Here is a 21,542-nt window from a genome sequence, read left to right on the forward strand (position 1 = left end):
TATCTCTTTTTTAAAATTTACCTTTGAAGGCGTAAGCCTAACAACGGCTTGCTAGCATTACTAACCACTTAGCTTTACACAAGATTATGGCAGGAAATACTTTTGGTACTCTTTTTAAATTAACAACTTTTGGAGAATCGCATGGCGTAGCCATAGGAGGCGTGTTGGATGGTTGTCCAGCAGGCATACAATTGGATTTGGAAGCAATACAAGATGATTTAAATAGACGTAAACCGGGACAGTCGGCCATAGTGACCCAGCGTAAGGAACCAGATACCGTGGAATTCTATTCTGGACTTTTTGAAGGGAAGACCACGGGGACCCCTATTGGCTTTGCTATTCATAACACGAATCAGAAATCTCGTGACTATACCCATATAAAAGACTCTTACCGACCTTCCCATGCCGATTATGTGTACGACCAAAAGTATGGGTTCCGAGACTACCGTGGTGGTGGGAGAAGCTCCGCAAGGGAAACGGCAAGTAGAGTAGTGGCTGGTGCCATTGCAAAACAATTCTTGGGTGATATGAAAATTAACGCCTATGTCTCCCAAGTAGGAGATTTAAAATTAGATAAAACCTATCAGGAATTAGACTTTAGTTTAATTGAATCTAATCCGGTACGTTGTCCAGATCAAGAAATTGCGGCGAAAATGGAGAAATATATCAAGGAAATTAAAAAACAAGGAGATACGATTGGTGGCGTAATTAGTTGTGTAATCCAAAATGTGCCTGTAGGGCTAGGAGAACCTGTTTTTGATAAGTTGCATGCCGATTTAGGAAAAGCCATGTTATCTATTAATGCCGTTAAAGGCTTTGAGTATGGTAGTGGTTTTGAAGGCGTAAAAATGAAAGGGAGCGACCATAACGATAAATTCAATACTGATGGCACTACCAAAACAAATTATAGTGGTGGCATTCAAGGAGGTATAAGCAATGGCATGGATATTTACTTTAACATCGCTTTTAAGCCGGTAGCTACTGTTATTCAGGCCTATGATACTATAGATAAGGATGGCAACAAAGTAAGCACCCAAGGCAAGGGAAGACATGATCCCTGTGTAGTACCACGTGCAGTACCCATAGTGGAAGCGATGGCAGCCTTAGTAATGGCTGATTTTAAGTTGCTTAACCGGACTATTAAATTATAAAGTTTTATTTTTTTGGCGCTTTATAACTCATTATAGTATCTTACCTACCTAAATCTGCTATTTTATGAAGAAATTGGAGTTGCATTGGCAAATATTATTGGGAATGCTGGGGGGCGTACTTTTTGCTCTGGTAATGGTTCAATTTGAATGGGGTCCTAAAATAGTAGCGGATTGGATTAAGCCTTTTGGTAATATTTTCATCAATTCTTTAAAGTTAATTGCAGTTCCGTTAATTCTAGGGTCTCTTATTAAAGGTGTGTCCGATTTAAAGGATATTTCCAAGCTGTCTAAAATGGGCGGTAGAACCATAGGAATTTACATTCTTACCACCGTAATTGCGGTTTCTATAGGACTAACAATTGTCAATGTCGTACAACCTGGAGCATCAATCAGTGAAGAAACCAGAAATGAATTAGTTGAAAATTATAAGGGGGATGCCGACTCTAAAATCTTACAGGCTAACCAACAAAAAGAAGCTGGACCTTTACAAGCTTTGGAAGATTTAGTGCCTAGTAACATTTTTAATGCAGCAAGTGATAATGGGAATATGCTTCAGGTTATCTTTTTTGCCATATTCTTTGGGATAGGTCTTATTCTAATTCCTGAAGAAAAAGCTTCCCCAGTAAAGAAATTCTTTGATGGTTTTAATGAAGTAATTTTAAAACTGATAGATCTTATCATGTTGGCCGCCCCCTTTGGTGTGTTTGCCCTTTTGGCTGCCTTGGTGGTAGAATCACCTAGTTTAGATCTATTTAAAGCGCTAGCATGGTATGCGGTATGCGTACTTAGTGGACTTATATTAATGATAGGCGTATATATTTTGATCGTTTTTTTAATTACGAAACGTACTCCCGCCTTTTTTATTAAAGGAATATCCCCAGCACAGCTCTTGGCATTTTCTACCAGCTCTAGTGCCGCTACCTTACCGGTTACTATGGAACGTGTAGAGGAGCATTTGGGCGTAGAGGAAGAGGTTACCAGTTTTGTATTGCCAATTGGAGCCACTATAAATATGGACGGAACTAGCCTTTATCAAGCGGTTGCTGCAGTTTTTATTGCCCAAGCTTTTGGTATGGACCTGAGTTTTTCCACCCAATTGGGAATTATTGTTACAGCAACATTAGCATCTATCGGTAGTGCCGCGGTCCCCGGGGCAGGAATGGTAATGTTGGTCATCGTATTGGCGCAAGCTGGAATACCAGAAGCCGGATTGGCATTAATATTTGCTGTAGATAGACCTTTGGATATGTGTAGGACCGTTGTTAACGTTACAGGAGATGCAGCAGTTTCTATGGTGGTAGCAAAATCTGTAGGTAAGTTAGGAGATCCAAAAGTTAAGAACTGGGACGATAGTTACAAGATGAGAAAATAACCGGACTATATATTTTCCATATAAAATTGTTAAAAAAAGTGGGTAGGAGTACTATGATCACAGGGCACGTACATGAGACCTCCAACGATAACTACCAATAACTTTTAATCACCTGCCTTAAAGAACGGGCAGGCAAGTGCCTAGTTTATTTAATTCCCACATAGTACGTAAATTATTTTTATGGAATGTAATTTCAAATGATTGTTCCTATAAATTAGCACAATCTTATTTTGAAATTATGAGAAAACCTGCTCTGCATTGGCAAATCCTTATTGGAATGCTTTTTGGATTGCTTTTTGGCGTGTTAATGCTTGGAATTAATGGCGGAAAAGTAGTTATCCAAAATTGGATCAATCCCTTTGGGATTATCTTCATCAATCTTTTAAAGCTTATTGCTATTCCCTTAATCTTAGCCTCTATTATTAAAGGGATTTCAGATTTAAAGGACATTGCCAAGTTTAAGGTAATTGGTCTCCGTTCGGTAATCCTCTTTGTTATTACGACCATAATGGCCATTAGTATTGGCTTGGTTTTGGTCAATATCTTTTCTCCAGGAAAAGGAATCTCCCCAGAAACCATAACTAGAATTACCAATGATTTTGCTAGTGACCAAGGAGTACAATCCAAACTGGCCGAAGCTTCCCTGCAAAAAGAATCAGGTCCGCTACAATTTTTGGTTGATATGGTGCCTGATAATGCATTTAATGCAATGAGCGATAATAAGTTGATGCTCCAGGTAATATTTTTCTCTGTTTTCTTAGGGGTATCCATGTTATTAATAGAGGAGGAGCGAGCAAAACCTTTAAAAATGCTTTTCGATTCACTTAATGATGCGGTGCTAAAAATGGTCGATTTAATTATGAAAACCGCACCTTTGGCCGTCTTTGCACTTTTGGCAAATGTAGTAGTTAGCTCCGGAGATTCGGATCTGCTTTTGGCCTTGGTGAAATATGCAGGCGTGGTAATTTTAGGGCTCTTTTTGATGATCGTTTTTTACTGTGTGGTATTAGTGTTGGTTACTGGGAAAAATCCATTTTGGTTTTTAAAAATTTTGAGTCCAGCACAACTATTAGCATTTTCAACTAGTTCTAGTGCCGCTACTCTTCCTATAACCATGGAAAGGGTAGAGAATCACTTAGGGGTAGACAAGGAAGTTTCTAGTTTTGTACTTCCTGTAGGAGCAACTATCAATATGGATGGAACAAGTCTTTATCAAGGTGTGGCAGCGGTTTTTATATCTCAAGCTCTAGGGCATCATTTGGAAATTACAGATCAACTAATCATAATTCTTACTGCACTTTTAGCTTCCATAGGATCGGCCGCCGTACCTGGAGCTGGAATGGTGATGTTGGTCATTGTATTGGAATCCATTGGGTTTCCTAGTGATAAGCTGGCTGTTGGCCTCGCTTTAATCTTTGCGGTAGATAGGCCTTTAGATATGCTTAGAACTGTGGTGAACGTAACTGGGGATGCAATGGTATCTATGGTTGTTGCAAAATCAATTGGAAAATTACATGATATGCCCAATAATGGTAATCTTAATTAAAATTTATAATTTGTTATACGTATGATAAAAATGGAAGGAATGGGAACACAGGTAATTCATCAGTACCCTAATGTATTTAAAATTGATGCAAACTTGGATCGATTAGTAAAAAAAATAGAACTCCTTACTTATCTTAACCCGCAAAATATTGAAAAGGAAAAGCAGCGCTTTTTTGCATCCAAATATACAGAAGTCCCTGTTTTTAAATATAAAAAGCTTCAATTTAATCCGTATGAACTGCACCGTCAACTTTTTTCTCAGCGGTTGGAACTGATCAAGGATGAACAGATTCGTAAATTCTATCAGGAGATAATTTACTACTATGCAAATATGATTCAATGCATAGAAACCATTGGGCAAGGTAAAAAGTTTTATTACAATTCTCTAAGGGTTTACGGGACCCCAACAGATAGAGATGTGCAAAATGCGCGGTTTATACTTCATTTTAAGGAAGAAGAAAATACAGGCGATATGGTTAAGAAATACTCACCTGAAGATGCGAAGCGGTATTTTGAGAAATATGTAGAACAATATAACTTCCCCTTAAATATCTCCTATTCCACAAGTATAGCTGCTGATGCTATGGTGAGCAACAATACCCAATCCCTATTAATTAAAAAAAACGCTAGTTTTAGTAAAAATCAGTTACTTACTCTAGCGCATCACGAGATTGGAGTACATTTGGTAACTACTTATAACGGATTGGCGCAACCTTTAAAAGTATTCTCCAACGGGTTTCCTAAGAATGTGGAAACACAAGAGGGCTTGGCTGTTTTTAGTGAGTATATGGGTGGAGCGCTTAGTTTAAATAGGCTAAAAGAGTTAGCTTACAGGGTGATAGCATCAGATAGTTTAATAAAAGGCTTTAGTTTTTCTGACACTTTTGATTTGCTTCATGGGCAGTATAAACTGGAGAAGAACCATGCATTTACCATTACAATGCGGGTGCATAGGGGAGGCGGATTTACAAAAGACCGACTCTATTTAAGTGGATTGCGAAAAGTATATAAACGATATAAAAATGGACTTCCCATGGACTCCTTAATAACCGGAAAGGTATCTTTGGAACATGAAGATATTATCCTTCGATGGACTGATTTGGGATTGTCACATCCCATTACGCATTTTAATGCTGCCTTTAAGGAAAATTTGAATACCAATAAAAAGTTAGATTTTATATTGGACAATTTAAAATAAGTTATGGCTGGTATTCTAACTAATTTGAATTATAGGGATTAAGAAGGGTATTGACGATAATTAAGAAGTAGCTCCATGGAAAACCGTATTAAATCTATCATAAATTATTATTGACTACACTTGGTTTAATAATATAGATTTTGATATATTTGTGGTGTTATATCAAAACACATATCCATCATGTTTACATTTGAGCAATATTTAGGGTTTATAGCTTTTGCAGTTATCTTAGGCATAGGTTTTTGGCTTATGATTTTTTTATTGGGCTTTGTTATACCCTACTGGATTGGAGGTTCTATCCTTGAAGCATTGAAAGAGAAGCGAGAAGCAAAGAAAGCGCTACGCGAAAAATAATATATATATATAAAGTGTACAAACTTTAAAAAGGGGAGCCAATTGGCTCCCTTTTTTGTTCGTATAATTTTTGATTTTTCTTTATGCTTACACTCCTAATCGCAAAATGTATATTTTTTGATTAGACCCAAGATGTATTAAGGAGATTGATGCTAGACAATAATTAAACTTAAGGGAAAACCTATAAGGATATAGATTGGTTAGTACACTAATTTTAAAGTAAAGACAAAAGTACCCCTGCAATTAATACTGGTTTTTTGATACCAATAAAAAAACCTGTCAAGCTTAAGCCAGACAGGTTTCATTAATTATAAGAGGGTTTAGCTCTTAGGAGTATTGATAGATATGAACAATTTTATCCTTCAAAATCCATTTCTTCACCACCACCATTGGTGCCTGGTCTACGATCTCTAGATTTTTGGGTCTGTGGTTGGTTAAAACGATATTGGAAGGACAGCGTAATCTGTCTCTCCCTCCACTGAAACTCGCTATAAGTAAGCACATTTTCCGTTCTAGTTGTGCTAGTACGCTTCCTAGTGTTAAAAATGTCACTCACATTTAAAGATATAGAGGCTTTGTCCTTTAATATATCCTTACTCAGAGCAAGGTCGGAGCTCAACATACCATCTCTAGTACTCTGTGCATCTTTGGATGGGCCCATATAAAAGAAATTGGTCTGAAAATCTATTTTTCCTGGTAATGGTAATTTAGCGCTGAACCTAGTAAACCACGAGAAGTCGTTAGCATCAAAATTCTGAACTATAGTCTCATCATTACTATTTACATAAACGTAATCTCCTTTTAAATCCCTTTGAAAAGCGTTTAAATTTAGAGAAAGCCTCCAGTTTTTCTTCGGGGTGTAGGTAGTTGTAAATTCCATTCCGTACCGCTCTTCCGTAGCTAAGTTAATAGGACTACGTACTTGTACCGGTACTATAATAGGATTATTTGAATCATCTGGATTTTCTATTGATACAAAATCTCCGGTTTCCCTAGAAACAAATTGAAAAACACCTGTTGATCTATTGTAATATCCAGAAGTTGTAAAGGACATCTTGTTCCATCTCTTTAAATACCCTAAGTCATAAGCATCTGTAAATGTAGGATCTAAATCCGGATTTCCTTGAAACAAGTTGGTGTTACTAGACCTGGATGGAAAAGGATTGATAAATCTGGACCAAGGTCTTCTAAGTCTTTTACTATAACTTAATGTAACTTGTTCGGTTTCTGAAAACTCATATCCTAAAAATACGGACGGGAACCAATCTACATAATTTTTTTTAGTGACATCGTTGTTGTTAAGGAGTTCTATTTCTATATCGGAAGCTTCCATACGTAAGCCTCCAAGAATGCTGAATTTGTCGATCTTAGTCCCTAATTGAGTGTATGCGGCATTTATGTACTCCTTATAATTTAATTCGTTGGTAAAATTAGGATCGCTTTCAAAACTTCCATTGGGCTGTAAGAGACCAAAATCAAAATCGGTGTTATTATTATTAAAGGTTCCCCGATAACCAATTTCAAATTGAGATTGGTTTTCCTTCCCAAATGGTAGGACATAATCCATTTGAACCAATTGTGATACTTGGGTCTGCGCATCAATCGTTTTTTCTGTATCTAGATCAATATTGTCTCCTAGAATAACTTCCCTAATAATGGAATTCTCATCGTCCTGTCCTTTTGAATATTGATAATCAAAAGTAAGTTCATGACCATCTTGGTCAAATTTCTTCTGATAATTAAGAGAGTATTTTACTTCCTCTTCAAATTCATCTTCTATCGTAAATCGGTTCCTTTCTATAGTGGGGTTTCTATTAGCATCGAAGTTGAAAAAATCAACATTCACTGTATTGTCTCCGTTGGATTTACCAAACACAAAGGAATTGGTAATACTACTACTTTCATCCAAGAATAATTCAAAACCTACATTGGTGTTAAAGCTTTTATCTTCTCTCTGATAATCTCTAATTTCATCTTGAAAGCTTAGCGTGTTGCCATTACTGTCAAAATTTTCTTGATTAAAAAGTGCATTTCCTGGCCCACTTCTATAGCGGTAAGTAGTATTGGTGAAAATATTAAAATTATCTCTTCTTAAATTTAAACTTACAGCACCGCCATAATTATCAGGATGACCTGCATATACGTTTACAGACCCATTGAGTCCGGCAGTTTTGCTTTGTTTTAAGATAATGTTCAATATACCTGCAGTCCCTTCGGCATCATACCTTGCTGAAGGGTTTGTAATAACCTCAACTCTTTCTATAGCGTCTGCTGGTAGTTGCTGTAGCGCTTCTGGGCTTAGTCCCGATAGGGCAGAAGGTTTTCCGTTGATAAGAATCCGAACACTTTCGTTTCCACGTAAGCTAATATTACCTTCAACATCTACGGAGACAGAAGGAACATTCCCTAAAACGTCTGTAACCGAACCTCCTTTTACGGTTAAATCCGAACCTACATTATATACTTTTTTATCCAATCGGAGTTCTACGGTAGTACGTTCACCTACTACTTCGACTTCTGCTAATTGGGCTACATCCAAACTTAGACGAATAACACCAAGGTCTGTATCCTCCGCTAAGGTATAATTAGCTACTTTATATGATCTGTAAGAGATATATTCTACACTTAGGTTATAGTTTCCTGGTGCTGCCTCCACATTAAATTTTCCAGAAGCGTCGGTTATACCACCAGTTACCTTACTTGGGTCATTTACACTTTGTAAAACCAAGGTCGCATATTCTAGTGGTTCTTGGGTTTCTTCATCTAAAACGGTCCCGGTAATATTAACGGGCCTGTTTTGTTCATGGGGTCCTTGGGAATAAGCGGTTAACGCTAATAATAGTAATAAAGTGACCGGAATTAGTTTTCTCATGTTAGTTGTTAGATTTTTTCTTTTTACGCTTTTTTTTATCTTTCACTTTCTTAAAGCCGTTTTCTTGAAGGGCTACAAATGCCTCATATTTCTCTATTGGAAGTCCGGCTTTGAGCTCTTCATCTTGCTGCTTGGTAATTCTTTCAAACCCTTCCCTCATTTTTTCTGGGGGTAGTTTTAAAATTTGCATTTCTATTCGCTCTTGTAGATATTTTTTCAGGGTAGAACTCAGTACCGCTTCCTCAAAAGCATTAAGCTCTAACTTTTCTGATATTGCCGGCATTTCGGCATCTACAATTTGTTCTGCTGTTAAGTTTTCAGGTTCCTTGGGGGTTTCAGTAACTTGTGGCATAGCATTTCTTTGCCTACCATACCCGTAACCATTGCCGTAACCATATCCGTACTGTGCACTTAAAAAAGGAAATGATAGTAGTCCTAATAAAAGGCTTACGTATAACTTTTTGTTTGTTTTCATAATGTTTACTGCTTAGTGAGATTCCAAAATTAAATGAAGGTTTAACCGTTGTGGGTTAAATGTTTGTTAAATTGGGAAAGGCTTAATATTTACGGCACATCTTCCCCTGAAGATTAGTGTAGCGAATAGCTAAGATAATTTTAAAGAAAAATAATTGTTGGAAAGGAATGGAACTGCTTATAGCAGCTCCATTATTTTTTCTGGTGGACGACCTATAACACCTTTATTATTGCGGATTACAATAGGTCGTTCTATTAACTTAGGATTTTCTACCATTGCTGATAATAACTCATCATCGGAAAGTTCTTTCCCTTTGTAATTATCCTTCCAAATGCTTTCGTTGGTCCTAATAAGTTCAATAGGTTTAACCCCAAGAATTTTTACAATCTCCTTTAATTCCTTTTTAGTAGGAACATTCTCGAGATACTTTACAATTTCAAAATCCTTCCCAGATTCGGTAAGTAGCGCAACTCCCTGTCTGGATTTGCTGCATCTGGGGTTATGGAATATTTTAATCATAATTGTCCAATTTAATAGTTTAATCTTTTATATGAGAAGGTACTGCTTTTAAAACCCACAACTGTCTTGCGTGGGTTAAATTGAATGAATCTAATCATCATCTTTTTGGCCCATTAACATTAAATAGGCTTTCAAAAAACGATCTATGTCCCCATCCATAACGTCATCAACATTGCCAGTTTCCTCCCCAGTACGTACGTCTTTTACCAATTTATAAGGATGCATTACGTAATTACGAATCTGCGAGCCCCATTCAATTTTCATCTTAGATGATTCAATCTCTTGTCGGGCTTCCATTTTCTTACGAAGTTCTATCTCATATAATTGGGATTTAAGCATCTTCATAGCAGTAGCCCTATTATCATGTTGAGAACGCGAATCGGAACAGGAAATGTGGATGCCAGTGGGTTTATGGACCAATTGCACCTTGGTTTCTACCTTGTTTACATTCTGTCCTCCCGCTCCGCTAGACCTTGCTGTTGTGATTTCTATGTCAGAAGGATTAATATCGACCTCTATACTGTCGTCCACCATGGGGTACACATATACAGACGCAAAAGAGGTGTGTCTTTTGGCGTTGCTGTCGAAAGGGGATATGCGGACCAATCTATGTACTCCATTCTCTCCTTTTAACCAGCCAAAAGCAAATTCGCCATCAATCTCTAAACTCACCGTCTTTATTCCAGCAACATCGCCTTCTTGATAGTTGAGTTCCTTAATTTTGTAACCGTGTTTTTCACACCACATCATATACATTCGCATAAGCATGGCGGCCCAATCACAGCTTTCAGTACCACCAGCACCAGAAGTGATTTGTATTACGGCAGAAAGTTCATCCCCTTCCGAGGAAAGCATGTTCTTGAACTCCAATTTTTCTATGGCATCCAAGGTCTTCTCATAATGCTTGTCTACCTCCTCCTGACTCATTTCCTCTTCATTGAGGAATTCCAAAAACACCTCCAAATCACCCACAAAACTCTTTGCCTTATTATAATCGTCTACCCATTGCTTTTTAGATTGGATTAATTTCATATGTGCTTGAGCCTCCTGTGGATGGTCCCAAAAATCTGGAGCCATGGTTTTTTCTTGCTCGTTCTCTATTTCAATAAGCTTAGCATCAATGTCAAAGATACCTCCTTAACGCACCAAGGCGATCCAAAAGACTATTATAATGGTCTGTATTAATCATAATTCTTCGTTTTGAGCAAAAATAGAACTTAAGTATGGTTGTACAATCTATTTTATATAAATTTAAAAAATCAATTTAAGGAATAATGAAAAACCATATTTTAGTGAGCTTTGCAATGTTTATGGGATTGATGGGGGTAGCTGCTCAATTTCAGGAAAATAGTAAGAATTTTACCAAATATCAAGGAAAGTTCAATTTTCTATACGATGTAAAAAGTGATAAAATATACCTAGAGGTAGAAGAACTAAACAAAGAATTTCTCTATGTATACTCCCTAAGTAGTGGGATTGGCAGCAATGATATTGGTTTAGATAGAGGTCAACTAGGAGGCGAGCAAGTGGTGTATTTTGAAAAAGCTGGCAATAAACTGCTTTTGGTACAACCTAACCTTAAATTTAGAGCGCTTACTGATAATGAATTGGAAAAGAAATCTGTAGAACAGGCCTTTGCAAGATCAATACTTTTTGGTTTTAAGATAGAGGAGGAGAAAGACGGAAAATATATTATTGACCTAACAGATTTTTTATTGCAGGATGTACATGGTGTTTCTCAACAACTACAGAGAAGTGCCCAAGGAAGTTATAGCTTGGATAAATCGAAAAGTGCTATTAATCTCGAGCGAACTAAAGCTTTTCCCAAAAACATTGAATTTGATGTGATACTTACCTTTTCTGGGGAGGCAAAAGGAAGTCATATCCGTTCGGTTGCCCCAAACTCGAGCTTAATTACTGTAACCCAACACCATTCCTTTATCGATCTACCTGATAATAACTATAAAAAGAGAGCTTTTGACCCTAGGTCCGGATCGTATTCCTTTTCGTATTATGATTATTCTACACCAATACAAGAGCCTATTCTTAAAAGGTATATTCCAAGACATAGGTTAAAAAAGAAAGACCCAAAAGCAGCGGTTAGTGAAGCAGTAGAGCCTATAATATATTATTTGGACAATGGCACTCCAGAGCCAGTGCGTTCAGCATTGTTAGAGGGAGCTCGTTGGTGGAACGAAGCTTTTGAGGCCATTGGATATAAAGATGCTTTTCAAGTGAAAATACTACCAGACGATGCGGATCCGATGGATGTAAGATATAATGTAATTCAATGGGTTCACCGTTCTACGCGAGGGTGGAGTTATGGGAGTAGTATAAAAGATCCGCGTACGGGAGAGATCCTTAAGGGGCACGTAAGTTTGGGTAGCCTCAGAATACGTCAGGATTTTTTAATTGCCCAGGCTTTAATGGATAAACCATTTGCGAAGCGCGATGACAATTATGAGCCGATGTTAGCAATGGCCTTAGCGCGTATTAGACAGCTATCAGCACACGAGATAGGACATACCCTAGGTTTTGCCCATAATTTTGCTGCAAGTGCAAGTGGCATGACATCGGTTATGGATTATCCTCATCCGGCAGTGGAATTAAAACGGCGTAAAGTTAATTTTACAAATGCATATGATACAGGTATTGGGGATTGGGACAAGCTTACAGTGGCTTACTCCTATTCTGAATTTACAGAGGAGGAAGAAAGTGAAGCCCTTAATAGGATTTTGGAAAACGGCCATAAAAATGGCCTTAGGTTTATTTCAGATACAGATGCTAGGGCAAAAGGAGGAGCACACGCATACGCTCATCTATGGGATAACGGAAATAATGCGACTACAGAACTAGAAAATATATTAGAAATAAGAAAGGTGGCTATTTCCAATTTTTCTATAGACAATATTCGTAAAAATGAACCCAATACGGTATTAGAGGACGTTTTTGTTCCCCTCTATTTTTTTCATAGATACCAGACTGAAGCAGTTACCAAGCTTATTGGTGGGATGGATTATAATTATACGGTTAAAGGAGATGGACAGACCGTAGTGGAGCCCATACCTAATAACACACAGAAGTTGGCCTTAAAAGCCCTACTTACTACCTTGGATGCAAATGAAATTGCAATCCCTAAGGATAAATTAGCATTGTTTCCACCAAGAAGTATGGGGTACGCACGTACAAGGGAATCTTTTAAAGGTCGCACAGGGGTTACTTTTGACCCTCTTTCTGCTCCAGAAACCGCAGCAGACCTAAGCTTGGAATTACTTTTGCATCCAGAAAGAGCCTCTAGGTTAATCATTCAAAAAAGCCTAAAAGAGAATGATCTGGGACTTGGAGACGTATTGGACGAAACGATTAGGGAAACCATAGCGAAGTCTCATAAAGACCAGTACATTAATGAAGTACAGAAGAATATTAATTATAGGGTGCTGTATCACATAATGAGTTTGGCAGCACAAGATAAAGTGCATCCACAAGTAAACGCAATTGCCAATCAGAAACTGGGATATATAAAATCCCGATTCTCTGGTAGTAGCGATGCTAATGCTCAAGAAATGGCCCGGAGGATAGATAACTTTTACGCGCATCCAGAATTATTTAAAGTAATTCCATCGCCTGAAATTCCTGATGGCTCTCCAATTGGAATGGACTGCTTTATTTCTAACTATTAATAAATAATACACACCTATTTATATGAAAATCAATCTGATTAGTGATACCGTTACCAAACCCACCAAAGGAATGCTAAAAGCGATGATGTCTGCCGAGGTTGGTGATGATGTTTTTAAAGAAGACCCCAGTGTTAACTTGTTAGAGGAAAAAGTAGCTACAATGTTTGGGAAGGAGGCTGCCCTATTTTTTCCAAGTGGCACCATGGCTAACCAAACTGCAATTAAGTTGCACACCCAGCCAGGAGAACAATTGATCTGTGATAAATATGCCCATATCTATAATTATGAAGGGGGTGGGGTTAGTTTTAACAGTGGAGTGTCTTGTAAATTGGTAGATGGGGAAAGGGGTATGATGACGGCCGCACAAGTAAAAGAAGCTATTAATCCGCCTGATTTTTACCATAGTCCATTAACGACTTTGGTTTCTATAGAAAATACCACCAATAAGGGTGGTGGAGCCTGTTGGGATTTTGAGGAACTAAAAGCTATCCGTAATGTATGCGATCAACATTCACTAAAATATCATTTAGATGGTGCCCGGTTATGGAACGCTTTGGTCGCCAATGATGAAACTACCCAACAATATGGAGCGTTGTTCCATACCATTAGCGTTTGTCTCAGTAAGGGACTTGGTTGTCCGGTAGGCTCTGTTTTGGTAGGTGATCAAGAAACTATACAACGGGCAATAAGGGTAAGAAAAGTTTTTGGTGGAGGAATGAGGCAAGCCGGATTTTTAGCGGCAGCGGGTATATATGCTTTGGACAATCATATAAACCGATTGGCAGAAGATCATACTAAGGCAAAGGAAATTAGTCACTTACTAGAGTCCTTGCCGTATATTAAATCGGTTGCTCCTACAGAAACCAATATTGTTATTTTTGAGATAGATGAGCAGCGAAGGAGCTTGGACGATTTTCTAAGCAGTTTAAAACAAAATGATATCCATATAATCGGGATGGGCCAAGGAAAGTTACGTATTGTAACCCACATGGATTATACAGAAGCAATGCATAAAAAGTTTATGGAAATTATACCTCAGCTATAAATTTAAGCGATCGTTTCGGGTAAATTTGAAATAATATTTTTTAGATTTTTAATACCGTTTTCCATTCCGGCTTCTGAACTATAGAACATCGAATTTCCAATAAGAGTACCATCACTATTATTAAGCAGAAAAAAGAATTTTCCGTGGTAATTGGTCTTTCGTTCAAAGGAAGATTCCCGTTTAATCCATTCCTTTAAATTGGATATGGTCCGCTCCATTTTTTCCTTGTCATTAAAGGGAACACTATGTAAAAGGGCCTGTCCATCTTTGGTTTGTATAGCAAAGGTATAGGTGTGATCCGATTCTTTTTTAATCTGTATCATTGGCTAAATGTCTTTTTATAAAGTTACACAAAATATATCAATGACAAGCCTTCATTCCTTTCCGTCATAGGCTTATCCTAAGCGCTTACCTAAATGCCTAAAATTTTAATTACGGGGAAACGGGTTAAGGATTTAATGGATAAGAAACACTCTTATAATGATTTCAGGTAACTTTATATATCGGAATAAGTCTATGGAAACACCTTTATTGATTTTTAATGAAAATGGTATTTACTGCCAAGAGGCCGATGTATATTTAGATCCTTGGCACCCTGTAGATCGTGCAATAATAACCCACGGACATGCGGATCATAGTCGCTATGGGAACAAAGAATACATAACCCACAAAAATAATGTTCCTATAATAAAGCATCGGTTAGGGGATATTTTAGTCCACGGAAAGGAATACAATGAAAAGTTTGTAGTGAACAATGTTACCTTTTCTCTCCATCCTGCCGGGCACATCATTGGTAGTTCTCAAGTCAGGGTAGAACATAAAGGAGAGGTTTGGGTTTTTTCTGGGGATTATAAACTTGAGGATGATGGCATATCCACCCCATTTGAGCCGGTAAAGTGCCATACTTTTATTACGGAGTGTACCTTTGGTATTCCTCCCTTTAAATGGATGCCCCAAGGTGAAGTTTTTAAAGACATTAACCAATGGTGGGCTAATAATAGGGAAGAGGGAAAAACATCTGTCCTATTTGGTTACTCTTTAGGAAAGGCCCAGCGTTTATTGAAATATTTAGATACCTCTATTGGGGAAATCTACACCCATGGTGCCATTGAAAACATGACGGAGGTTTTAAGAAATCAGGCACAGTTTCCTCCCACTACTTTAATTACACGGGATACAAAGAAAAAAGACTTGTTAGGAAACATTGTCTTGGCGCCACCTAGTGCCCATGGAAGTACGTGGATTCGTAAAATGGTGCCATTTGTAACTGCTTCCGCAAGTGGATGGATGGCATTTAGGGGTGCACGCCGTAGAAGAGCTATTGATAAAGGTTTTGTATTATCTGATCATTGTGACTGGGAAGAACTGCTTACCGCAATAAAAAGTACTGGTGCCGAAAAAATTATTGCTACACATGGATATACGGAAATATTCTCCCGATACCTAAGAGCGCAAGGTTATGATGCCAGAACAGAAGAAACTCAGTTTGAAGGAGAAGTAGACGAGGTGCATATAGAAAAAAAAGAGAAGGAAGAGCTATGAAACTATTTGCAGACTTAATTCGGGATTTAGATAGCACAAATAAAACCACTTCCAAAGTTGCCGCGTTAGTAGAATATTTTATTGCGGCTCCGGATAAGGATAAGGTTTGGGCCATTGCAATCCTTTCCCATAGACGTCCCCCTAGACCTGTTAATACTACTCTTATTAGATCTTGGGCAGCAGAATTAGCAGCGATTCCGTTATGGTTATTTGAAGAATCATATCACATTGTTGGAGATTTAGCGGAAACCATTGCTTTAGTTATCCCATCATCCCAAAATAAGAGTGATAATAGCTTATTCCAATTTGTTGAAGAAATTATTCTACTCAAATCTTGGCCCGACAAGGAGAAGAAAGAATATTTGATAGAAAACTGGACCAATCTGTCCTATTATGAACGGTTTGTTTTCACCAAATTAATAACGGGTAGTTTTCGAATAGGAATTAGTCAAAAATTAATGACAAGGGCCTTGTCCAAGGCTACAGGGATAGAAGAGGATTTGTTGGCATATCGATTAATGGGCAACTGGGATCCTAGTACTACTTCTTTTCACAATCTTATTATTAAACAAAGAGAATCCGATTTTATTTCTAAACCTTACCCATTCTATTTGGCCTACCCCTTGGAGGGCGAGGTAGAAGACCTTGGTAGTGTATCTGATTGGTTTGTGGAACACAAATGGGACGGAATTAGAGCGCAAATAATAGTTAGGGATCAAGAGGTTTTTGTCTGGAGCAGGGGAGAAGAATTAGTCACTGATAAATATCCAGAATTTCATAGCCTGCCAGGAATCGTACCAGATGGAACAGTAATGGATGGGGAGATTCTTGCATTTTCCAATGGGGCAATCGGTTCGTTCAATGATTTGCAAACACGCATCGGGAGGAAAACCATTTCAACTAATTTATTAAAGAAAACTCCCGTAGTATTAAAGGTATATGATTTATTGGAATGGAAGGGAGAGGATATTAGGAAACTCCCTTTAATGGATCGAAGGCAACTGCTGGAGCGCTTATTAACCCTTGAGCGAATGAACGAATTGCCAATACATCTTTCGGAAACAAGCCAATTATGTAATTGGGAAGAGGTAGCTGCAGAAAGGTCTAAAGCTCGTGAATATAGAAGTGAGGGGCTTATGATTAAAAATAAAAATTCTCCTTACAGGGTGGGACGTAAAAAAGGAGATTGGTGGAAATGGAAGGTTGACCCCCTCAGTATAGATGCGGTACTTACCTACGCTATGCGTGGTCATGGAAGGAGAACCAATTTATTTACTGATTATACTTTTGCTCTTTGGGATAAAGATGCTGAGGAACTGGTCACCTTTGCCAAAGCCTATTCTGGACTTACTGATGCCGAATTTAGGAAAGTAGATGCTTGGATTAAAAGGAATACATTGGAGCGATTTGGACCAGTGCGCAGTGTTACACCACAGTTGGTCTTTGAAATTGCTTTTGAAGGGGTAGCACTGTCTAAACGTCACAAAAGCGGAGTTGCAACGCGTTTCCCTCGAATAGTAAGATGGCGTCAAGATAAAAAAGTGGATGAGGCGAATTCCTTGGAAGATTTGAAAATGATGATTTCCATTCCGCAAAGTCAACATGAATAAAAACGAATTATTCCATATTGCCAATAATTGGTTCGAAAGTCAATCTTGGAAACCATTTCCTTTTCAAAAACAGGTCTGGACCGCTTTTTTACAAGGAAAAAATGGTCTCTTAAACGCACCTACAGGTAGTGGTAAGACCTATGCCCTCTGGATACCTATTGTACTAGACTATATTAAAAGCAATCCCGATTATAAATCCCAGCCAAAAAAAGGTGTCTTAGCCATTTGGGTAACCCCTTTAAGAGCATTGTCAGTGGAAATAAAGAATTCTGCTGAGCGGTTTGTAGAAGAAATTGGTGTTCCCTTAACCGTTGGAATAAGAACAGGGGATACCTCTCAAAAGGAACGTGCAGCGCAGAATAGGTCATTACCTAATTTATTAATAACTACCCCAGAGAGTCTCCAATTAATTTTGGCCTCCAAAGCATATGATAAAAAACTAAGTTCCCTGGTGTCAGTAGTTACGGATGAATGGCACGAATTATTGGGGAGTAAAAGAGGGGTTCAAATGGAGTTGGCACTTTCCCGTATCAAAAGCATAGCCCCTAAACTTCGAATTTGGGGTATATCGGCCACTATTGGAAACTTGGATCAAGCTAGAGAGGTATTACTAGGGCCTGGATCTAATGCTTATAAAAACTCAGTGTTAATTAAGGCGAAAATAAATAAGAAGATTACGGTAAAATCCATCATTCCAAAAAAAATGGAGATTTTTCCATGGCGTGGTCATTTGGGGCTCCATTTATTGGAAGAAGTGATTCCCATCATAAACAATAGTAAAACCACCCTTTTATTTACCAATACCCGTTCCCAGTGTGAAATATGGTTTCAAAAAATACTGGAAAAACATCCCGAGCTTGCAGGTGAAATGGCTATGCACCATGGAAGTATAAATAAGGAAACTAGGATATGGGTAGAAAATGCAATTCGCGATGCCACTTTAAAAGCTGTTGTGTGTACCTCTAGTTTAGATTTAGGGGTAGACTTTGCTCCGGTGGAGACTATTATTCAGATCGGGGGACCCAAAGGTGTGGCCCGTTTTTTACAACGGGCGGGACGTAGTGGACATCAACCGGGAAAAGAAAGCGTCATATATTTCTTGCCTACCCACGCCATGGAATTAATAGAGGCCTCTGCACTTCAAAAGGCAGTAGAATCCCAAAAAGTGGAGGATAGAATCCCCTACCTTAATAGTTATGATGTCTTGGTGCAATATTTAACCACATTAGCTGTATCCGACGGATTTTATCCGGAAGAAATTTACGAGGAGGTGATTACCACATTTTGTTATCAAACCCTGACTTCGGATCAATTTGGTTGGATTTTAAATTTTATCACCTTGGGGAGCCAAAGCTTACACGCGTATGATGAATTTCAAAAAGTAGAAATTGAGGTGGATGGTCGTTTTAAAATTAATAATAAGGGAGTAGCCATGAGACATCGCCTTCAGATTGGAACTATTGTAAGTGATGCTGTGTTAACCGTGAAATTTTTAAAAGGAGGTTATATTGGTTCAATAGAGGAATGGTTTATTTCCAAATTGAAGCCAGGAGATGTTTTTACTTTCGCCGGTCGCAATTTAGAGCTATTTCGAGTAAAGAATATGCTAGTGCTCGTTAAAAAAAGCAAGCAGCGCTCTTCCATTGTACCCAGTTGGATGGGGGGGAGAATGAGCCTTTCTTCAGAAATGAGCCAATTACTTAGGGAAGAATTATATGCGGTTGCGGAATTGCTAAATAATAGCATAGAATCCAATTTGTATAGACCAGATCTCTTAACGAAAATTAGTACAAAAACCTTGTCAAGGGAACTTAGATCACTATTGCCTGTTTTTAAGAGGCAAGTGAAAGAAAGCATGGTTCCAGCTCATAATCAGTTTTTAATTGAGACCTTTAAAACCCGTGAGGGATATCATAATGTTTTTTATCCATTTGAAGGTAGGTTTGTTCATGAAGCAATGGGAAGTTTGTTGGCGTACCGTATTAGTCTTTTAACACCTATCACTTTCTCCATCGCATTCAACGATTATGGGTTTGAGCTCTTGTCTGATCAACAACTAGATATGCAGCAAGTCTTGGACAACGACCTCTTATCTCCACAATTTTTGAAAAGCGATTTGGAGAAAAGCCTTAATGCTACTGAAATGGCCAGAAGAAAATTTAGAGATATTGCGGTCATTGCGGGGTTGGTTTTTACAGGTTACCCCAACAAATTGATAAAGAGCAAGCACCTGCAATCTAGCTCCCAATTACTCTTCAGTGTTTTTAAAGATTATGAACCGGAAAATTTGTTACTGCAACAAGCCTATACGGAAACTTTTGAGCATCAACTGGAAGAAGGAAGGTTACAAATTGCATTAGATCGTATCTCATCACAAACTATAGTTTGGAAAGCATGTAACAAGCCAACACCATTTTCATTTCCAATAATTACAGATAGGTTGCGCGAAAAACTTTCTTCTGAGAAGTTGGCGGACAGGATTAAACGTATGCTCAGTAATTTAGAAAAACGGTAACTTTACAGCCTAAATTATTCGTTTATAATGGAAATTACAATCGGTGACACCCTTTTCACGCTTCATCCCAGTGGAGCAGTTTACTGGAAAGACCAAAATATGCTTTTGATCGCCGATGTACATTTGGGAAAAATCTCCCATTTTAGAAAATTTGGAAGTGCTATTCCCCAAAAGGCTATCAACACCAATTTTGAGCGATTAAATAAACTGGTTTCTTATTTTAATCCTGATAAGATTTGCTTTTTGGGCGATCTTTTTCACAGTACCCTAAATAATGAGTGGGGGTTATTTGAAGTTTGGGTGAAAAATCAGTCTTCTGCGATAATTCTTATAAAGGGGAATCACGATATAATTTCACCCGAAAAATTTAGTGAGTTGGGAATCCAAATGGAGAGGGAGTTATTACTAAATCAATTTCTTCTTACCCATCATCCCGAAATAAGAGAAGGTGTATTTAATATCTCTGGACATATTCATCCTGGAATTAAAGTACGGGGGGTTGGGAGGCAATCACTCAGTGTACCCTGTTTTCACAAACAGCTAAACCAACTAACGCTACCCGCATTTGGTGCTTTTACAGGGAAATTTCTAATAACTCCTAAAATTGGGGATGCTATCTATGCCACTGCTGCTGATGAGGTTATTAAAATTTAAAGTATTGTCTTGAATACTGATAAAGCCCAGCAATTAACGGATAGACCTATGGGATAGGAAGTTACTACTTAACGATGTTTACGTAAAAACTGCAAATAGCGATCTATGTCAGATTTACTACCATAGCCAGAAATACTTGCTCTTTCTTGCTTTGCAGCGCTCACAAGGCTTATGAAGGGAAAAATACCTTTTTTATTATAGCGTGATAGCAAATCCATATTTTGTTCCATTTCCTCTGGACTTAGTCTATCTTTTTTTCTAGGGATATCTATATAAAGTAGCACGTAGTCTGAGGCTATATCGGCAAAGTCATCTGTGTCTAAAACATTTTTCTTTAAAACGCTACAGGGTGCACACCAATCACTTCCAGTAAAATACATCAGGATATCTTTATTGCTTTTCTTTGCTTTCCCAATAGCATCTTCGAAATTGGTATGCCAATTCTGTCCCAAAGTAGTGTTATTACTTTGAGCGCTAAGGAATAGGGGTAAAAATATAAAAAAGAAGTATGGTTTCATCCTAAAGTAGTTTACTCACAACGTGGGAATTGAATTCGCTAATCCTTACCTGCCCATTCCGTTCGGCCGGGCTTCATATTATTGGTAGTTTCCGTCCGATACCTCAGGAGCATTCCCATGTGGTATCAGACAGAAAACCTTAGAGGCTAAAAGCATCTATTTTAAGAAGGCATCCATACCCGGAATATTGGGCATTCCATCTTTTGCAACGGCAGCCAATTCGTTTTCATTGATGGTGGTAGCCTTTTCAATGGCTTTGTTCAAAGTAAGGATCAGGTAATCTTCTAACTGTTCCTTGTCTTCCAATAAACTGTCATTTACCTCAATGGATTTTATAGTCCTGTTGGCTGTAATGCTAACTTTTAACAACCCGTCTGGGGATTGTTCGTCTATGATTACCGTATTTAGCCGCTCTTTAGTTTGTTGTACTTTTTCTTGGGTTTCTTTAAGTTTCCCTAACATGCCCATCATATCTCCAAACATAATTATCTA

At 38.1% G+C, this 21,542-nt stretch carries 18 protein-coding genes; 11 read left to right on the forward strand and 7 right to left on the reverse strand.

The window, feature by feature from the left end; genetic code table 11:
• The first annotated feature begins 86 nt into the window (after positions 1–86).
• From aroC to G466_RS24095, 5 genes are all read left to right on the forward strand, one after another.
• Positions 87–1,151 carry a chorismate synthase gene (aroC, locus tag G466_RS0107085; RefSeq protein WP_026813037.1) on the forward strand — a complete coding sequence of 355 codons (1,065 nt, stop codon included), beginning with the start codon at positions 87–89 and terminating at the stop codon, positions 1,149–1,151.
• Between the two features lie 64 nt (positions 1,152–1,215).
• Positions 1,216–2,523, forward strand: a complete 1,308-nt coding sequence (locus G466_RS0107090; protein ID WP_026813038.1) for a dicarboxylate/amino acid:cation symporter — start codon at positions 1,216–1,218, stop codon at positions 2,521–2,523.
• Positions 2,524–2,761: 238 nt separating this feature from the next.
• Positions 2,762–4,069, forward strand: coding sequence for a dicarboxylate/amino acid:cation symporter (locus G466_RS0107095; RefSeq protein WP_026813039.1), 1,308 nt, complete (start codon positions 2,762–2,764; stop codon positions 4,067–4,069).
• A 39-nt stretch (positions 4,070–4,108) separates the two neighbouring features.
• The gene (locus G466_RS0107100; RefSeq protein ID WP_026813040.1) at positions 4,109–5,266 is read left to right on the forward strand and encodes a flavohemoglobin expression-modulating QEGLA motif protein; all 1,158 of its coding nucleotides are present in this window, start codon (positions 4,109–4,111) and stop codon (positions 5,264–5,266) included.
• A gap of 180 nt (positions 5,267–5,446) precedes the next feature.
• Positions 5,447–5,620 (forward strand): hypothetical protein, encoded by a 174-nt coding sequence (locus G466_RS24095; protein ID WP_169720739.1) that lies wholly within the window; start codon positions 5,447–5,449, stop codon positions 5,618–5,620.
• Positions 5,621–5,975: 355 nt separating this feature from the next.
• Here the strand turns inward: G466_RS24095 and G466_RS0107110 are convergent, their stop codons facing one another.
• The 4 genes from G466_RS0107110 to prfB form a co-directional block, all read right to left on the reverse strand.
• Positions 5,976–8,492 (reverse strand): TonB-dependent receptor domain-containing protein, encoded by a 2,517-nt coding sequence (locus tag G466_RS0107110; protein ID WP_026813041.1) that lies wholly within the window; start codon positions 8,490–8,492, stop codon positions 5,976–5,978.
• A gap of 1 nt (position 8,493) precedes the next feature.
• Entirely contained in the window at positions 8,494–8,967 is a 474-nt protein-coding gene (locus G466_RS0107115; protein WP_026813042.1) for a hypothetical protein, read from the reverse strand.
• Positions 8,968–9,144: 177 nt separating this feature from the next.
• Complete coding sequence (gene arsC / locus G466_RS0107120; protein WP_026813043.1) at positions 9,145–9,486, reverse strand: arsenate reductase (glutaredoxin); 342 nt, start codon at positions 9,484–9,486, stop codon at positions 9,145–9,147.
• 90 nt (positions 9,487–9,576) lie between these two features.
• Positions 9,577–10,675, reverse strand: a protein-coding gene (gene prfB, locus G466_RS0107125) for a peptide chain release factor 2 (RefSeq protein WP_157373825.1) whose coding sequence is annotated in 2 segments (ribosomal slippage) — positions 9,577–10,611 and positions 10,613–10,675 — 1,098 coding nt in all. Because the reading frame shifts where the segments join, the coding sequence is not laid out codon by codon here.
• 85 nt (positions 10,676–10,760) lie between these two features.
• On the opposite strand from prfB, the gene G466_RS0107130 reads away from it, so the two are divergent.
• A complete protein-coding gene (locus tag G466_RS0107130; protein ID WP_026813045.1) occupies positions 10,761–13,166 on the forward strand; it encodes a zinc-dependent metalloprotease in 2,406 nt (801 codons plus the stop codon).
• A 22-nt stretch (positions 13,167–13,188) separates the two neighbouring features.
• Positions 13,189–14,211: a threonine aldolase family protein gene (locus tag G466_RS0107135; RefSeq protein ID WP_026813046.1), complete on the forward strand. Its 1,023-nt coding sequence runs from the start codon at positions 13,189–13,191 to the stop codon at positions 14,209–14,211.
• Between the two features lie 2 nt (positions 14,212–14,213).
• Here the strand turns inward: G466_RS0107135 and G466_RS0107140 are convergent, their stop codons facing one another.
• Entirely contained in the window at positions 14,214–14,534 is a 321-nt protein-coding gene (locus tag G466_RS0107140) for a YegP family protein (protein ID WP_026813047.1), read from the reverse strand.
• Between the two features lie 193 nt (positions 14,535–14,727).
• On the opposite strand from G466_RS0107140, the gene G466_RS0107145 reads away from it, so the two are divergent.
• Genes G466_RS0107145 through pdeM form a run of 4 tightly spaced genes read left to right on the forward strand, consistent with a single transcriptional unit; the run spans position 14,728 to position 20,532 of the window.
• Positions 14,728–15,753 (forward strand): ligase-associated DNA damage response exonuclease, encoded by a 1,026-nt coding sequence (locus G466_RS0107145; RefSeq protein ID WP_026813048.1) that lies wholly within the window; start codon positions 14,728–14,730, stop codon positions 15,751–15,753.
• On the forward strand, positions 15,750–17,363 hold the full coding sequence (locus G466_RS0107150) for an ATP-dependent DNA ligase (RefSeq protein WP_026813049.1): 1,614 nt from the start codon (positions 15,750–15,752) through the stop codon (positions 17,361–17,363). The genes G466_RS0107145 and G466_RS0107150 overlap by 4 nt, the downstream gene beginning before the upstream one ends.
• Positions 17,356–19,878 carry a ligase-associated DNA damage response DEXH box helicase gene (locus G466_RS0107155; protein WP_026813050.1) on the forward strand — a complete coding sequence of 841 codons (2,523 nt, stop codon included), beginning with the start codon at positions 17,356–17,358 and terminating at the stop codon, positions 19,876–19,878. Before G466_RS0107150 ends, G466_RS0107155 begins: the two co-directional genes overlap by 8 nt.
• A gap of 27 nt (positions 19,879–19,905) precedes the next feature.
• Complete coding sequence (pdeM, locus tag G466_RS0107160; protein ID WP_034234911.1) at positions 19,906–20,532, forward strand: ligase-associated DNA damage response endonuclease PdeM; 627 nt, start codon at positions 19,906–19,908, stop codon at positions 20,530–20,532.
• Between the two features lie 68 nt (positions 20,533–20,600).
• Here pdeM and G466_RS0107165 read toward each other — a convergent pair whose 3' ends face one another.
• Together G466_RS0107165 and G466_RS0107170 are read right to left on the reverse strand one after the other, a co-directional pair.
• Positions 20,601–21,050 carry a thioredoxin family protein gene (locus G466_RS0107165; RefSeq protein WP_026813052.1) on the reverse strand — a complete coding sequence of 150 codons (450 nt, stop codon included), beginning with the start codon at positions 21,048–21,050 and terminating at the stop codon, positions 20,601–20,603.
• Between the two features lie 156 nt (positions 21,051–21,206).
• The gene (locus G466_RS0107170; RefSeq protein WP_026813053.1) at positions 21,207–21,533 is read right to left on the reverse strand and encodes a YbaB/EbfC family nucleoid-associated protein; all 327 of its coding nucleotides are present in this window, start codon (positions 21,531–21,533) and stop codon (positions 21,207–21,209) included.
• Between the last annotated feature and the right edge of the window lie 9 nt (positions 21,534–21,542).

Origin of the sequence: Arenibacter certesii DSM 19833, from assembly GCF_000429545.1 — a bacterium.
GTDB lineage: Bacteria > Bacteroidota > Bacteroidia > Flavobacteriales > Flavobacteriaceae > Arenibacter > Arenibacter certesii.

Excerpts from the sequence above, each read along its gene's own strand:
- G466_RS0107150 (WP_026813049.1), top strand. The coding sequence starts at position 15,750 with ATGAAACTATTTGCAGACTTAATTCGGGATTTAGATAGCACAAATAAA.
- G466_RS0107140 (WP_026813047.1), bottom strand. The coding sequence starts at position 14,534 with ATGATACAGATTAAAAAAGAATCGGATCACACCTATACCTTTGCTATA.
- G466_RS24095 (WP_169720739.1), top strand. The coding sequence starts at position 5,447 with ATGTTTACATTTGAGCAATATTTAGGGTTTATAGCTTTTGCAGTTATC.
- G466_RS0107115 (WP_026813042.1), bottom strand. The coding sequence starts at position 8,967 with ATGAAAACAAACAAAAAGTTATACGTAAGCCTTTTATTAGGACTACTA.
- G466_RS0107135 (WP_026813046.1), top strand. The coding sequence starts at position 13,189 with ATGAAAATCAATCTGATTAGTGATACCGTTACCAAACCCACCAAAGGA.
- G466_RS0107100 (WP_026813040.1), top strand. The coding sequence starts at position 4,109 with ATGGGAACACAGGTAATTCATCAGTACCCTAATGTATTTAAAATTGAT.
- G466_RS0107170 (WP_026813053.1), bottom strand. The coding sequence starts at position 21,533 with ATGTTTGGAGATATGATGGGCATGTTAGGGAAACTTAAAGAAACCCAA.
- G466_RS0107145 (WP_026813048.1), top strand. The coding sequence starts at position 14,728 with ATGGAAACACCTTTATTGATTTTTAATGAAAATGGTATTTACTGCCAA.
- G466_RS0107130 (WP_026813045.1), top strand. The coding sequence starts at position 10,761 with ATGAAAAACCATATTTTAGTGAGCTTTGCAATGTTTATGGGATTGATG.
- G466_RS0107095 (WP_026813039.1), top strand. The coding sequence starts at position 2,762 with ATGAGAAAACCTGCTCTGCATTGGCAAATCCTTATTGGAATGCTTTTT.
- G466_RS0107165 (WP_026813052.1), bottom strand. The coding sequence starts at position 21,050 with ATGAAACCATACTTCTTTTTTATATTTTTACCCCTATTCCTTAGCGCT.
- aroC (WP_026813037.1), top strand. The coding sequence starts at position 87 with ATGGCAGGAAATACTTTTGGTACTCTTTTTAAATTAACAACTTTTGGA.
- G466_RS0107110 (WP_026813041.1), bottom strand. The coding sequence starts at position 8,492 with ATGAGAAAACTAATTCCGGTCACTTTATTACTATTATTAGCGTTAACC.
- pdeM (WP_034234911.1), top strand. The coding sequence starts at position 19,906 with ATGGAAATTACAATCGGTGACACCCTTTTCACGCTTCATCCCAGTGGA.
- G466_RS0107155 (WP_026813050.1), top strand. The coding sequence starts at position 17,356 with ATGAATAAAAACGAATTATTCCATATTGCCAATAATTGGTTCGAAAGT.
- G466_RS0107090 (WP_026813038.1), top strand. The coding sequence starts at position 1,216 with ATGAAGAAATTGGAGTTGCATTGGCAAATATTATTGGGAATGCTGGGG.
- arsC (WP_026813043.1), bottom strand. The coding sequence starts at position 9,486 with ATGATTAAAATATTCCATAACCCCAGATGCAGCAAATCCAGACAGGGA.